This is a genomic window from Paenibacillus sp. SRL342 (genome assembly GCF_984798905.1).
The window spans coordinates 600,020-614,259 of the sequence record NZ_OZ481790.1; the positions used below are offsets into that span (position 1 = coordinate 600,020).

The window sequence follows — 14,240 nt, forward strand, 5'->3', positions numbered from 1 at the left end:
TTTTAATTAATCTGCAACTACCAATGAGGCTCCAATCAAAGTGGCGTTGGTGTAACCACCGCCAACATTTTCAAAAGAGAAGTTGGTAATTGGAGCACCGATAACAGTGGCATAATCACCATCAAGCAAATCTCCGGTCGTTGCAGGATATAACGCTATAATATCGTTTCCGTTCTCATCCATGACATGAACGACAGAGAAAGTTGCTCCGAGAGAGCTATCTTCTTCAACGGAAATGACTTCCCCGTTAACTTGTACGAAAGTATTGTAATAGTTGGCTACATTTTTATTCAGATGACGGGTCGTTACATTGGAGTCAACGAGCCCCTTTGCCTTTTTGCGGAGTTCTGCTGTACTGGCAGGGAACACATCGCTATGCTTGCCAAAGAAATCATATGAAGCCTGCTCCATGAAAGCTGTATCTTCCGTAATGTACGGAGTTAACTCATTAAAGAAATCGGCAACTGATGCTGTGGCAGATGAATTTCCAGTCGTTGCAGTTGGTGCTGTTTGCTCCAAAGGAACAGTAATGCTCAGGGAATCAAGGATATCTTTGATCTCATCCTGATTATAAGTATCCTTGGCGTAGGTTAACGTCATGGTATAGAGTTCTGTATTGGTCGGAATCAGATACTGCACAAGGACAACATCTGTACCCGAGGTGTGTTTATAGGCTCCTTCCAAGACACCAGCGCTATATTCTTTATAAGGCTTGTTCGTGTAGCTGGTTTTTGTATAATCGGAAATGCCGATGCTTGAACCGTTCTGTGTGTAATAATCAACTATATTATTGGCGTATTCTTCAGGATTGATTGAACCGGTTGAACTGGCCTCAATCGTCAGATTCATATTATCTGCAAATGTGGCTGATGAAGATTGGTTTGAAAAAGCAGCTTTAATGGATGGAGCATTCATTTGACTTGTATCTACACTTTTCCAGGATTCAGGATAGGCAAAAGAAAATCCTTCTCCACTATATGTAGTGTATTTCGTAGCTTTTGCTTCTGTTGAGACAGTTTCAGTTGCCTTGGATGCTTCGGTCGTTTGGCTATCGGCTGTTGTGTTTGTTTCTGAATTACCACAGGCACTAAGCAATGTGGCTAATGCCAAAATCGTAATAAGTTTCTTCATTATGTCTAATTTCTCCTAATGTGTTTCCCATCGGTTGGGATTTTTTCTAAGGTCATCATTTCGTTTAGGATAATCTAGTTTAGGCGGTGGGCATAGAAACTCCTTTCTACTTTATTAGTAAAATAATAACATATATAAAGGTTTCAGTATTCATAATTACTAAAAAGGTAATTTATCTGTATTTAACAAGTTAGAAGCTAATACTAGACCGTATGGGTATCCATTTTGAACGATAGTACATACATTTGATGGATATAACCGTGAGATTTATTTATGACTTAAACGTATTCGAACATAACATTCCGACTTAAGGACTAACCCTTTATGTAGGTGCAATTAGCCAATAGTCGGTGAAAAAAACAGCCCATTTTCGACCTGAGCCCGGTCCCATGTGTGATTGGTGCATATAGTGAACTGTACCTCAAATCAAAGGAGGGGTTTACATGAGTGGAGTAGTAGGTGGATACGGCGGCGCATGGACATCGACTGGCGCGATCTTGGTTCTCTTTATCTTGTTGGTCATCATCTCTAAAGCATTCTTGATCTAATAAACGCTTGGACCCTAATATATTCGTAAAGGAGGGTTCTGTATGAGTGAAGTAGTCGGAGGCGCAGGATACGGCGGCTGGACATCGACTGGAGCAATCCTCGTTCTGTTCATTCTGCTCGTAATCATCACTAAATCTTTCTGGGTATAATATGGCGAGCTCTGCCGGGCAACCGGTGGGGTTTTTTTTCTAGAGGACAAGCATGGTGGAGAGCCAGGAAGATAAGATAGCTTGTGGTTGAACGGAAGAATTGGTGGAATTCAAGAAATGGAAGGATGGCGTATGCTTCGAAAATGGGGAAGGTACCTCATGGCTAAACGCCCATTTTGTCAAGATAAGGGCGATAGCCCGGTCCAGAGGTAGGCTGAATACATAGCTTAGGGGTGTAGGCAAATGTTAAGGAGGAATGAACAATGAGCGAAGTAAAACCGAATTCACCGAACGGACAGGGACACGTATACGGACATATGGGAGGTTATGAGCATATGCAAGGATACCAATACACAGGTCATGAAATACATGGGTATGGATATGGTTGTGGAACAATGCCAATGGGATATGGCTATGGATACGGACACCATGCCAATCAGGCTCCAATGATGCACGGTTATCAACAGGGTTGTGGAGTATCCTATGGTCATGGCGGCGGAAGCTGGGGTTCCATGGGCACAATCCTTGTACTGTTCATCTTGCTGGTCATCATCTCCAAAACGATGTTTATCTAAGGATTTGTGAATGCAAGGAGACTTTGCTGATCGTGGATCGTTGCGACAGGTGCTCTAAATAAACTCCGAGTTTGAGTTCCATGTTGGGGCATAACGTACCTATGTTTCAGAAAGGGACAGCGCTGGATTTCATCCTGCGTTGTTCCTTTTTTATTAGAAGTGAAGGAGCGTTGGGATTACTTTCTTTAACGAACTCCACAGACGCTATTCCATGCATTTTTCCATTTCAAAAGTTTAACGAATCGTAGACGTCTTATTATCTGAATCTGGGCATGTTTGGAGCCTATATTCATCAAGTGACATGGATTAACGTGGCTGAGATTCGTTAGATTTTACATAGCACAGAAATCCTCAATATAAGGTGTGCAGGATTCGGTAGCGTCTGATAAGTGAAAGGAAGACTTTTCTCAAAGAAAGGAACGGTGTCCGACAGTATGTAGATGTTGCTAAATTGGATATGTAGACATGGATAAACACCCGGAACCCAATTCCGGGTGCTTTGTGTATGTTTTCAATCTTCTCAAGAATAAGTGATATCCAAAACAACAAAAGCCCTACCTCTCTTTTGTCCTTGCGGCTCCGATGACCGCGCCAGTGTGAATGGGAACATCTTGTGAAACTCTGTACTACCGGGTTATTGTGATTCAGGTTCTTCAATCTTCATAGGTTAATTGTGCTTAGAGTTCGCTGCGGTCGCAGCATGAAGAAAATATTCCGGGGTTTAAAGAAGACAGAAATCATATGAGGTTGTTTAATACAACTTTTATAGTATACCACAGGTTGTAATTTTCTGCAATAAAAAGGAAAGCGCGACCAGAGCAACATGTATTCGGACTGTTTTTATGATAGAAAGTGAAAGGTTAGTTTGAAAAGATACAGAAAAATTTTCAAACTATTTCTTCATAGGGGTAATCCTCTTCAAAAGATTCTGCGTAGGTTATAATAAGAGGGAAGAAACAGAAAGGGGCCCTCGCATGACTGAATCGATGGAGGACAGCAGGTTAATGCGGCAGATCGCGGAACGTGATGCCTCCGCACTGGAGCTTTTATATGACCGTTATGAGCGAGCGGTGTATTCTTTTGCCTACCGGATCGTTGGTGATCCCATGACGGCAGAAGAGACCGTTCAGGAACTTTTTATGCGGGTCTGGAATAATGCCGAACGTTACGATGCCTCACAGGGGAAGCTGACCACATGGATGTTTGCGATCACGCGTAACATTGCAGTGGACATGCTGAGGCGGAAATCAAAAGGGGCAGCGGCTACTTCAGTTGAACACGAGACACTGGCGGCCTATGCCGATGAGCATACAAATACGGAAGAAGAAGTGCAGCGTAAATGGGAAGGCACCCGGATTAAAGAGGCGTTGTCCCAATTGAACGGTGATCAGCAACAAGTTATAGAATCGATTTATTATGCGGGATTAACCCAGCAGGAAGTATCCAGCCGATTCGGGATTCCGCTGGGTACAGTAAAGAGCCGTGTCAGGCTTGCCATGCGACAGCTTCAAAAGTTGCTGGCCGATGCTGAATTGCATCCGGACGCGGGAAGGGAGGGCATACATCCATGATAGAACGACATGAGGAGTGGTCTGATCTGGCACCGATGTATGTGCTGGGCGGACTGGAAGCAGAGGAAGTGGCGGCGTTTGAAGCGCATATGGCAACCTGCGAACCTTGCCGCCAAGAGGTGAGGGAATTGCAGGAAGTGACTGGCTTCCTGCCACTTGCGGCGGAACCTGTAGCACCGCCGCCAGGCATGCGAGCACGTGTACTGGGCAACGTGCTCGGACACGTGCAGGAGAGCGCCGAGGCGAAGCCAGCGGCTGCTCCTGCAGAGCCTGAAGCACCCGTGGTGCTTCAGGAGGATCTTGCGCCGCAGCACGAACGTGCGGCGCAGCCCGGGCCAGGCTTGCCGCCGGTAACGGCGGTGCCTGCGGCCCGGGTGGAAGAGGCTGCCGAGGCACAGCCATGGCAGCCACAAGCGCGCGCGCGTGCGCGCAGCAGCCGCGCCTGGCGCGTGGCCAGTGCCGGCCTTGCGGCCGCGGCACTGGTGCTCGGCGTGTACACGGCGCAGCTGCAGAGCCAGATCGACTCGCTGACGCAGCAAGCGGCGGGCTCGTCGGCTACGCAAGAGCAACTGGTGCAGGCACAGGAACAGAATGCACAGCTGCAAGAGCAGCTGGCATCAGCACTGAAGCCCGCACAGGGCATGCAGACTGGCGAGGCAGTGAAGCTGAATCCTGCAACGCAGGACATTGTAGCTCAGGGTCTCGCAACCATCGTTATTGACAGCAAAGGCACTCACCTGGTTGTGCAGGCTGAGAACCTGCCGAACCTGGAAGGCAACGAGGCTTTTCAGGTCTGGTTGATCAAAGGAGATACCCCTCAGAATGCGGGTACTTTCCTTAGTCGTGACGGAACGGGAGCAGTATACTACACATTGGATTCGGTCAACGACTATGACACGGTTGCCATCACGCTTGAACCGGATGCAATGGGAGATGAGCCGCGCGGTACAATGATTCTGGCTGCCAAGATTAAAGGATAAATATAGGATATATTACCAAAGGCTGCTCCCTCGTGGAGCAGCCTTCTTGTGTTTCCCAGTTCTGGTGCCCACCCATTGGATTTTATTAATTTTTTTAGTCGGAGTAACCGATAAACAAATAGAAGGCAATACCCTTAATCTCCCTGTGTCTCAAGGGAGAACTGGTTGCACATAGAGAGTGAGGGGTTCAGTTGGAAGCATACCGTTCATTTATCTTTCGCCTGATACGCAATTATCTGATCGGTTCACTGGCAGCTGTTTTTGTTGTCGGTACAGTAGTTATGGTATCTACTCTGCAGATACCCAATATTCAATTTGTTCGACTCATCTTCATTGTACTGATCTCACTCTTGTTCATGCTGGTTGCAGAATTAATTACCCTGTGGGTGCAGCTTGGCCCTATAAGACAATTTTTCACTTCCGAGCATCATGAGAGAGACGAATTGAACCACATGTATGAGAAAATTCATCGTTTCCCGGGACAGACCATATATCGGATCATGGGTCCGCACATGCTTGGTTTTTCACTTCCGGCAGCCGGATTAACAATATGGATGATATCCACAGGGTGGCTTGAATTCCCTTACTTGTATATTGTCGTGGCCGCTGCGTGTGCCTTTCTGATTGCCGTCATGCATGCGCTGATTGAGTATTACCTAACGGTGCGGGCGATTAGACCCCTGTTGCTTGAGATTCGTCATCGAGGCAAAGTCCAATACGGGATGGAACCTTCACTGGGAGGGCGTATTCTCGTATCGATCCAGCGTAAATTTCAGCTAAGTACGGCACTGATTGGCTTATTTCCTTTATTTCTATTTTTCCTGGCTACATATATCCGACTTCAGTATATGGACAGTGAATTTGCGAAAGAGTACATACTGTGGGGAATTCTCATCGTTGTTCTGGGCGCGGGGTTTGCGCTGGTGGGAAGCTGGCTGTTGATTCGTGATGTTCGTGATCCAGTTGCTGAACTGACACATGAGATGAACCGAATTCAGGGGGGAGATCTTGGCAGACGAGCTCCGGATCTATATGCGGATGAGTTTTCGGCACTGATCTCCGGCTTTAATATGATGATTAACCGGCTGGAGATGAGACAGGAACGCAATCGACAGTTATTGCAAAGTTATTTTTCTACGTTGGCTGCTGCTTTAGACGCCCGAGATAAGTACACGGCAGGGCATTCCATGCGTGTGGCAGAGTATTCGCTGATGATTGGCAAGCTTAGCGGAATGAATGAGGAACAGGCGGATTTATTGTACAAATCAGCCCTGCTTCATGATATCGGGAAAATCGGCATTCCTGATGAGGTACTGCTGAAAGATGGAAAACTAAGCGATGAGGAATTCGCGATTATTCGCACACATCCCGTGCAGGGAGAGAGTATTTTGTTGCAAATAGAGCCTATTGATGCCATGGCCGACTTTTTGCCAGGTGTACGATCTCACCATGAGAGATATGATGGCAAAGGATACCCGGATGGGATGGCTGGTGACGATATTCCCCTTTTTGGCCGCATCATTGCGGTAGCGGATGCCTTTGATGCCATGACGTCTGATCGACCATATCGGAATGGGATGAGTCACGAGAAAGCGCTAACGATTTTGGAAGAAGGAAAAGGGACCCAATGGGACCCCTATTTTGCAGGTTTGTTTATTGATGAATGGAGACGACAACAGCATCTTCAGAAACCATCGAAGTGAGGGATCAGCTGATTCCCTCGGTCCACTTCGATTCTTTTCTGCGTCTCCGGTGAAGAGCGAGGCCTGTTATGATGGTGAGAACACATTCGCCGAGTATGACTGCACCCAAGGCGTCATAGATCACGTGTTGTTTAATCATTAGCGTGGATACTATAATGGTTGCTGCCCCGGCGGCTACCAAAATCTTGATGGGTTTGCGGATGCTTGGAACCGAGAGAACGGCACGCATAACCAGATAAGAGTGAAGAGAATGAATACTTGGAAAACAATTATAAGGACGATCCTGGCTGTAGAGCCATCCGAGAACAGATGCTCCCAAGCCAGTACCCGTCAGTTCCGGGCGCGGTACCATGGTCTGAAAGTTGAAGTAGATCAGATAACAGATCCAGACACAGATATTCATGGATAACAAGACGCGGTAGTACGTCAGTCGATCCTTGGCACACAGGTAGGCGAGCACACCGAATACAAACGGGTACCAGCCCAAATATGGAATGGACATGCCAGGCACGTAGGGAATGATCCGGTCGAGCGGCGAATCAAGCACTACGAACCCGCGTTCTGGACTATTAAGAATATCATAGAACAGCCCCATGACGGCCAAAGACAGCATTAAACTCAATGACAGCCAATAGGATTTGCTTTTTAACAATTGCACAACATCTTTCTCCTTTCATTCATGTTCCAGAGGAACATGACCCCAGCAATAACTATATAAGTTGCACTATACATTCATTTACACGAGAACGCAGAGGCAGAAATACCAGAAGGTTGTTCTGTCATCGGAGTGGCAAGTGTAATTATTCTTTAGTTCAATCTATATAGTAGTTTAAATTTAAACAACAATATATTCTACTACGACCAGCGCACAAATTGAATCCTGATTTGTGTATTTTTGTGTATTTTTTTGACGAAGAAGGAATGCGGAAGTTTCAATGGGCATGATATGATAGAGACACATACGGATGAAGGCACTTTGGCCAGTAAAGTCGGTACAACAGGAGTGAGTGAATGCAATTTTCAAAAATGTTCGTATTGAATATGGGGATGCTTATTACCATTGCATATCTTGCCAGTGTGTTCTATAAATATGTCGTAATACGTACCTCTTCCCGAGTGAAACAGATCAGTTCCGTGCTTGTCCTTATATTTGCAGGTTGGATCAGTACGGTGTTTGGGTTTCAACTCACCGATGAAGTGGTCTTTGATCTTCGATATGTTCCTTTAATTGTTGCCGTTCTAACGTATAGACAACCCTATAGCGTAATCATCGTGGGTATTGGAATCGGGTTGTCGAGGCTGACTTTTGGCATCACGGATGCTACATTGGCGGCAGTACTTAACATGTCTATTTTGGGCGTGATGTGTGCAGGTCTGAATATATGGATGAGACGCAGCAACTACAGGCTGATTATTAAAGGAATCCTTGTTACAGTTATCGTCAATGTGGTCAATAGTGTAAACATTGCTATCGTTGGTGTGATCCCGGCTACATACTTCTTTTCACATATTATGCCTTATACACTCCCTACAGGCATTGTGTTAAGTCTTGTTTTTGCATTTATTTTACGTGATTTTCAGAATGAACAGAATCGTATTTTGCTGATCCAGAGTACAAACCGGCTATTGTCTGTGCAAAAGGAAGAGTTACAGAAAGCCCAGATTGTACTGGAGGATCGAGCGAAACAATTGATGATTGCCTCACAGTACAAATCCGAATTTCTCGCCAATATGTCCCATGAACTGCGTACACCACTGAACAGTGTCATTAACTTTGCCCAGATGATCAGCGAGAATGCCGACATGGATCAGGAGGATATTGTACGTTTTGCCAATATGATCGACCACTCCGGGCAGGAACTTCTTACGCTCATTAACGATATTCTGGATCTTTCCAAAGTAGAAGCGGGGCGGCTGGATATTGTACTGGAGGATATCAGTGTTGCACAACTTACAGAAGATGCCATGAGCCACTTTCAGCTTGTTGCCGAGAAAAAAGGTATTCAGTTGCAAATGGATAAGAAACCGGGACTGCCCGATACGCTCTGGTCTGATCCCCAGCGGGTTCAACAGATTTTGCGGAATCTGATGTCCAATGCCATCAAGTTCACTCACCGGGGGAAGGTCACGCTGACCGTAAGCACCAAGCAGATTAAGAATGCAGGTATTCAGAATCGATGGCTCATTTTCTCCGTTCAGGACACAGGTATTGGTATTTCTGAGGACAAGCATCATTCCATATTTGAAGCATTTCAGCAGGCTGACGGGTCGATTAGTCGGAAATTTGGCGGTACCGGACTAGGCCTGTCGATCAGTCGGGATTTAGCGAGATTACTGGGGGGATCGATTGAACTTGAGAGCACTGAAGGTAAAGGAAGCACCTTCTATCTCTATCTCCCGTTGGACCGTGAAAAAATGAGTTGACAACCTTCGCGCCGTGAGTAGAATTTGGGATGACAACTAGCATCGACCGGCTTTTGAGACCCGGTCTAAGGAGTGTATCCCCATACAGAATACGGTCAACGTTACCCCTCCCCCGTCAGCAAGCAAACCACGGCGCAAGGGTTCGACACAACGCACGAATTTATCGATTGCAACATGGGAGGGTGTACCAGCTATTATTTTACAGACCTTGCTGGGAGGCCCGTTTTTAACCGGATTTCTGCTGTACCTTGGGGCCGGGTCGAGACATATCGGCTTTGTGCTCGCGATTACCACGTTTGTGAACATTGCCCAGATCGGAGCAGCTTACTGGATGCAGCGTATTCGCAGCCGAAAACGCATGCTGCTGTTATTTGTGGGCACACATCGTATCTTGTGGAGTGCAACGGGACTGATTCCGTTTATATTCCCCAAAGAGTGGTGGGTAAGTGTATATATTGGCGTGTATACGGTTGCTTTTATATCAAATACCATCGGCGGTATGATCTGGACTTCACTAATTGGCGATATCGTACCTGCTAAGGTGAGAGGGCGTTATTTTGGAATTCGAAATACGATTCTGAATGCTCTTGGAAGCGTATGCTTATTCGCAGGCGGTATTGTTTTGGACCGTTACCCTGGAGAAATGGGCTTTCTGATCCTGTTTATTCCGGTGTGGATCTGTGCCATTGCCAATACAGTCATCTATTTCTTTTATCCGGACGTGCCCTTTGAACGTTCTACCGAAAAGGTTTTCTGGCGCATGTTTATCAAGCCGTTCCAGGATCGTTCTTTCCTGAAAGCAACGCTGTTCCTGGCTGTCTGGTTATTGATCCAGACCTTGATTGTTCCGCTCTATTCCTATGTGATGCTTGATCTGCTGAATATCAATTATCAGACGGTATCCCTGATCACGGTAGTCCAGACGCTGGTTATGATGGCCGGGTTCTATGTCTGGGGCAATCTGAATGCCAGATTCAGCAACAAAACCCTCCTATTTTGGACATTGCCAGTCATTGCACTCTCCTGTTTGTCGTGGGGGTTAATGTCGTTCATGCCCGTATTGATCGCACTATTTCTATCTCATATTTTCCTTGGGATCGGTGTAGGTGGATTCAATCAGCTGGCATTTAACTTTACGATTGGAGACACACCCAAAAGTGAAAGACCGATGTTTGTCGCGGTGTATTCGGCTCTGACCGGAGTCACTTCGTTTCTTGGGCCGTTGTTGGGTGGCTGGTTGTATGAAAAGATGGAAACCTGGTCTGATGCGCTCGCCTGGATCTCAGCCTATGGATTTCAGGTGGGGGTTGGTGTCGTGATGCTGATTCTGACATTTACCCTTGGACGTCGTGTACTGTTAAAATAGAAACGATATAATTTCAACTCATGAATATTTACACTGGCACTTCGATGACAGAACAACCTTCCGATCGCTGTTATCCCCAGATTTTTTTGATTCCTTTTAGAAAAGGGAAAATCCGGGGATAAAGGCGAACGCTTCGCTTCTTCAGGTTATTTCTGTCCTCTCCGTTATCGTGTAAATGATTAGGTTGATCATATATATCTGGTATGACTTCAAAAAAAGATGGCGAAGTGGAGGGATGCATTTGAATCGTCTCGAACGGAAAGCCATGGTGATTGGAGCCACGGGGCTTGTAGGCGAATTACTGGTTCATCATCTGCTGGAACACTCGGCATACAGCATGGTTCGCGTTCTGGTTAGACGTCCGCTTGAGCTGCAACATCCCAAACTGGAACAGCATGTGGTGGACTGGGAACAGCTGGAGAGCCAAGACCACTTATTCGATGGAATCGATGACCTGTACTGTTGTTTGGGGACAACGATCAAAAAAGCAGGCAGTCAGGACAGTTTCCGTCAGGTGGATTATCATTACCCGGTTCGTGCAGCTACGATTGCGAAGCGACATGGTGTATCACAGATGCTGGTGATCTCCTCCATGGGAGCGAGTGCAGGTTCCAGAGTCTTTTACAGTCGGACCAAAGGGGAAATGGAGGATGCGTTATCCGATATCGGTTTACCGTCATTGCATATCTTCCGCCCTTCCTTAATTCTGGGAGATCGAAACGAGAAGCGGTTCGGTGAGCAGATGGCTGCCCATGCCATGAAGTTTCTGGATCGCTGGATGAAAGGCAGAGCGGACAAATACCGGGCGGTCCACGCCGCAACCATTGCACAGGCCATGACAAATATTGCACTGGTGCAAGCCAAGGGAAACCATGTGTATGCGAATGAAGTCATTCATGTCCTTGGCGCGGACGGAGGTTAAGAAACCTTTGAACGAGCTGTTTGCTTCATCTGTAAAGGCAGGAGCGTTTCTCGCTTGAGGTAGATCGTGGTATAATAGGCAACAAAAATGAGTTCGAACCCTGACTCCATGCGGCAGCAGGATAACGAACACAAAGGAGAACTCGTCCCATGAAAAAACCAATCTCTACCGATCAGGCGCCAGGCGCCATTGGTCCATACAGTCAAGCCGTTGATGCAGGCGATTTCATCTACACTTCCGGACAGCTTGGTCTGAATCCTCAAACGGGAGAATTCGGCGCAGATGTACAGGAGCAGACACGTCTGTCTTTGAGCAATGTGAAGGCTATTCTTGAAGCAGCAGGTACAAGTATGGATAAAATCGTGAAAACGACGGTGTTCCTGAAAGACATGAACGACTTCGTTCCTGTGAATGAAGTGTATAGCACGTTCTTTGAACAGCCGTACCCTGCACGCAGTGCAGTGGAAGTTGCTCGTTTGCCAAAAGATGCACTGGTGGAGATTGAAGTTATTGCCCTGAAATAGGACAACCTTATTCGTTCTTTTTATACATAAACAGCCGATTTCAGGTCGAAGACCAGAATCGGCTGTTTGCGTTACGTTTTTACGTTACATTTAAGCGTTATATATGATGGAAGTCGCTCAATCACGATCCTGATTACGGGCGAAGAACAACCATACCGCATAGATCGCTAGTACGATCGCAATGATGATTGCCGTATAATATACGGAAGTGACATCCTTTTGTTTAAGTGCAATGGCGATATACGCCCATGTGAATACAAGTGGGTATATGCTATCGCGATAACGGAAGCTAACGAGTACAGCCAGCACCATACCCACAATCAGCATGATGATCGTCCAGGTCGGTTCGCTGAGACCAAAACCATCCCAGCCAATTTTATATAACAGAACAGCTGCATTGACAATTGTTGCCACGCTAACCCATCCAAGATAGATGCTGAATGGCAGCTTCACAAGCCAGATCTCAGCAGTGGTTGGCACGGTAATAGTACGTGTTTTTACATACAGCATGATCAAGGACAATAGAAGCAGTACAATAATCAGTAAAGCGAGACCAGTTTGCAAGTTTTGAAAAGCAAAAATCCATGCTACGTTGAAGGCACAACTTGCCAGGAACCAGTACCCGAGACGGGTAATCGAGTCCCTTTTCCAGGAAGCGGGCACGAACTGATAGATCACAAACCCTGCCAACAGCAAGTAGATCAAACCCCATATAGCGAATGCATAGCCAGAAGGTGTGAGCAGCACAGGATACATATCCGATACTTCTTTATTGGTCTTGCCCCCGATTGGAAGAGCGTTGGAGAGGTAATTCACGATAATTACTGCGATAAAACCAATGGCGTTTAACCACTTGTACGGATTGTTACGTGACATTGTGTTTCCTCCTTGGTTTAACGAATGAATGAACCACGGGTCAGTCTACAATGAATATACCCAGTTCTTGCACATTCTAATAACAGCCGCAAAAAATTCACAAGTGGGATCTTTCAGATCCTTGTGCTCTGCCACTACGTTGGAACGGTACTCTGTCCCAATGTACGCGAAACGAAGCGGAAATATGTCCATGCCCACGATGTCCCACCAGAAGAGGAGGAAGATAATGCTCACAAGAGAAACGATGGAGCGACAGCAAACCGGGTTCTATGTAGTTGCATTGTTTTTAGGAGCAGCGATAGGGCTGAGTAATCCGGTATGGGGGAATGTTTTACACTACACCGTGTCCCCAGTTCTTGCCGTTCTGTTATACAGCATGTTTGTACAGATTCCCTTTTTACAGTTAAAAGAGTCCTGGTCGAATCTTCGATTTATGGGGGCGCTACTGGTGGCTAATTTTATCGTAGTACCTGTAGTTGTATGGTTGCTCACACTTGTCTTTCCGCAATCACCAGGCGTTCTGATCGGAGTCTATCTGGTACTGTTAACGCCCTGTATTGATTACGTCATTGTGTTCACACAACTCGGCAGGGGCAATGAGAAGCTGATGCTCGCCGCAACACCACTTTTATTCGTTATACAAATGATCCTGTTGCCGTTTTATTTATGGCTATTGATGGGTACTGAGGTGGCGCAGATCATGCAGGTAGGGCCGTTTGTAGAGGCTTTTCTGTTCCTGATCGTTATTCCACTGCTGCTCGCTGTTGTTACACAAGTTTTCTCCAGAGGTAAGGTGAGCGGGGAGCGGGTCATGAATGGGACGGCATGGCTCCCGGTTCCGATGATGGCACTTGCGCTGATCGTGGTTGTCGCTTCCCAGATTGGCAAAGTCTACAATGATATGGCGATTATCGTGAACGTGATTCCGATCTACGTTTCTTTTCTGATCATTATGCCTTGGATATCTCGGATCATTGCTAAGGGGTTTCGATTGAATCCAGCCGCCGGGCGGGCGTTGATTTTCAGTTCAGCCACACGGAATTCGCTGGTTGTTCTGCCGCTAGCGCTGGCACTCCCACCAGAATGGGCAACCATTGCAGCGGCTGTTATTGTTACACAGACTCTGGTGGAGCTTGCAGGGGAGCTAATCTACATTCGACTTGTACCTGCGGTGATTTTGCGGGATCGGTGAGCGTACTAGGGTGTATCTATGTTATGATCTAACATGATTAATAAAACCATTTTTGGTAAATAAAAGGGGAAGGTGAGAATCCCTATTTATCGAAAGATTATGTTCTACCTGGATATTGTCCTATTACTGTTCAGCCTCATCTATTTCCCCGTAGTAGCTCATAAGACAGGAAATAATATGGCTTATGGATTTATGGGTGTAATTTTAATAGGTACAATCTCTCGGATCGTATCCTATCTTAGAAAAGAAAGAGCCAACAAGTCGTCATGATATAGGCT

General features: G+C 46.3%; 14 protein-coding genes and 1 pseudogene. 12 read left to right on the plus strand and 3 right to left on the minus strand.

What is annotated here, in order from left to right:
• Positions 1–6: 6 nt before the first annotated feature.
• On the minus strand, positions 7–1,131 hold the full coding sequence (locus AC4E8D_RS02835) for a PsbP-related protein (protein ID WP_221825907.1): 1,125 nt from the start codon (positions 1,129–1,131) through the stop codon (positions 7–9).
• 443 nt (positions 1,132–1,574) lie between these two features.
• Here AC4E8D_RS02835 and AC4E8D_RS02840 point away from each other — a divergent pair, with 443 nt between their 5' ends.
• The 7 genes and pseudogenes from AC4E8D_RS02840 (at position 1,575) to AC4E8D_RS02870 (ending at position 6,658) form a co-directional block, all read left to right on the plus strand.
• Complete coding sequence (locus tag AC4E8D_RS02840; protein WP_017690880.1) at positions 1,575–1,679, plus strand: hypothetical protein; 105 nt, start codon at positions 1,575–1,577, stop codon at positions 1,677–1,679.
• A gap of 42 nt (positions 1,680–1,721) precedes the next feature.
• Entirely contained in the window at positions 1,722–1,829 is a 108-nt protein-coding gene (locus AC4E8D_RS02845) for a YjcZ family sporulation protein (RefSeq protein ID WP_221825910.1), read from the plus strand.
• 263 nt (positions 1,830–2,092) lie between these two features.
• Positions 2,093–2,404, plus strand: a complete 312-nt coding sequence (locus AC4E8D_RS02850; protein WP_260633066.1) for a hypothetical protein — start codon at positions 2,093–2,095, stop codon at positions 2,402–2,404.
• Positions 2,405–3,378: 974 nt separating this feature from the next.
• Positions 3,379–3,975, plus strand: coding sequence for an RNA polymerase sigma factor (locus AC4E8D_RS02855; RefSeq protein ID WP_076215584.1), 597 nt, complete (start codon positions 3,379–3,381; stop codon positions 3,973–3,975).
• A pseudogene (locus tag AC4E8D_RS02860) lies at positions 3,972–4,076 on the plus strand (zf-HC2 domain-containing protein); the annotation flags it as partial. The gene AC4E8D_RS02855 and the pseudogene AC4E8D_RS02860, both read left to right, overlap by 4 nt.
• Before the next feature lie 348 nt (positions 4,077–4,424).
• The gene (locus AC4E8D_RS02865) at positions 4,425–4,955 is read left to right on the plus strand and encodes an anti-sigma factor (protein WP_445252500.1); all 531 of its coding nucleotides are present in this window, start codon (positions 4,425–4,427) and stop codon (positions 4,953–4,955) included.
• Positions 4,956–5,146: 191 nt separating this feature from the next.
• A complete protein-coding gene (locus AC4E8D_RS02870; protein ID WP_221825929.1) occupies positions 5,147–6,658 on the plus strand; it encodes an HD domain-containing phosphohydrolase in 1,512 nt (503 codons plus the stop codon).
• A 4-nt stretch (positions 6,659–6,662) separates the two neighbouring features.
• Here the strand turns inward: AC4E8D_RS02870 and AC4E8D_RS02875 are convergent, their stop codons facing one another.
• Positions 6,663–7,316, minus strand: coding sequence for a phosphatase PAP2 family protein (locus AC4E8D_RS02875; RefSeq protein WP_036607365.1), 654 nt, complete (start codon positions 7,314–7,316; stop codon positions 6,663–6,665).
• 353 nt (positions 7,317–7,669) lie between these two features.
• On the opposite strand from AC4E8D_RS02875, the gene AC4E8D_RS02880 reads away from it, so the two are divergent.
• The 4 genes from AC4E8D_RS02880 (at position 7,670) to AC4E8D_RS02895 (ending at position 11,894) form a co-directional block, all read left to right on the plus strand.
• Positions 7,670–9,082 (plus strand): sensor histidine kinase, encoded by a 1,413-nt coding sequence (locus tag AC4E8D_RS02880; RefSeq protein WP_221825945.1) that lies wholly within the window; start codon positions 7,670–7,672, stop codon positions 9,080–9,082.
• Positions 9,083–9,290: 208 nt separating this feature from the next.
• The gene (locus AC4E8D_RS02885; RefSeq protein ID WP_197997917.1) at positions 9,291–10,448 is read left to right on the plus strand and encodes an MFS transporter; all 1,158 of its coding nucleotides are present in this window, start codon (positions 9,291–9,293) and stop codon (positions 10,446–10,448) included.
• Positions 10,449–10,683: 235 nt separating this feature from the next.
• Positions 10,684–11,370 carry an oxidoreductase gene (locus tag AC4E8D_RS02890; RefSeq protein WP_221825715.1) on the plus strand — a complete coding sequence of 229 codons (687 nt, stop codon included), beginning with the start codon at positions 10,684–10,686 and terminating at the stop codon, positions 11,368–11,370.
• Between the two features lie 149 nt (positions 11,371–11,519).
• A complete protein-coding gene (locus AC4E8D_RS02895) occupies positions 11,520–11,894 on the plus strand; it encodes a RidA family protein (RefSeq protein ID WP_017690870.1) in 375 nt (124 codons plus the stop codon).
• Positions 11,895–12,011: 117 nt separating this feature from the next.
• Here AC4E8D_RS02895 and AC4E8D_RS02900 read toward each other — a convergent pair whose 3' ends face one another.
• Positions 12,012–12,770 (minus strand): TspO-related membrane protein, encoded by a 759-nt coding sequence (locus AC4E8D_RS02900; RefSeq protein WP_221825712.1) that lies wholly within the window; start codon positions 12,768–12,770, stop codon positions 12,012–12,014.
• A gap of 226 nt (positions 12,771–12,996) precedes the next feature.
• Between AC4E8D_RS02900 and AC4E8D_RS02905 the strand changes: the two genes are divergently transcribed.
• The gene (locus tag AC4E8D_RS02905; protein WP_445252488.1) at positions 12,997–13,962 is read left to right on the plus strand and encodes an arsenic resistance protein; all 966 of its coding nucleotides are present in this window, start codon (positions 12,997–12,999) and stop codon (positions 13,960–13,962) included.
• The last annotated feature ends 278 nt before the right edge of the window (positions 13,963–14,240 follow it).

Bases quoted from the DNA above. Each gene is read 5' to 3' on its own strand.
- AC4E8D_RS02835 (WP_221825907.1), bottom strand. From the start codon at position 1,131: ATGAAGAAACTTATTACGATTTTGGCATTAGCCACATTGCTTAGTGCC.
- AC4E8D_RS02840 (WP_017690880.1), top strand. From the start codon at position 1,575: ATGAGTGGAGTAGTAGGTGGATACGGCGGCGCATGGACATCGACTGGC.
- AC4E8D_RS02845 (WP_221825910.1), top strand. From the start codon at position 1,722: ATGAGTGAAGTAGTCGGAGGCGCAGGATACGGCGGCTGGACATCGACT.
- AC4E8D_RS02850 (WP_260633066.1), top strand. From the start codon at position 2,093: ATGAGCGAAGTAAAACCGAATTCACCGAACGGACAGGGACACGTATAC.
- AC4E8D_RS02855 (WP_076215584.1), top strand. From the start codon at position 3,379: ATGACTGAATCGATGGAGGACAGCAGGTTAATGCGGCAGATCGCGGAA.
- AC4E8D_RS02880 (WP_221825945.1), top strand. From the start codon at position 7,670: ATGCAATTTTCAAAAATGTTCGTATTGAATATGGGGATGCTTATTACC.
- AC4E8D_RS02890 (WP_221825715.1), top strand. From the start codon at position 10,684: ATGCATTTGAATCGTCTCGAACGGAAAGCCATGGTGATTGGAGCCACG.
- AC4E8D_RS02895 (WP_017690870.1), top strand. From the start codon at position 11,520: ATGAAAAAACCAATCTCTACCGATCAGGCGCCAGGCGCCATTGGTCCA.
- AC4E8D_RS02900 (WP_221825712.1), bottom strand. From the start codon at position 12,770: ATGTCACGTAACAATCCGTACAAGTGGTTAAACGCCATTGGTTTTATC.
- AC4E8D_RS02905 (WP_445252488.1), top strand. From the start codon at position 12,997: ATGCTCACAAGAGAAACGATGGAGCGACAGCAAACCGGGTTCTATGTA.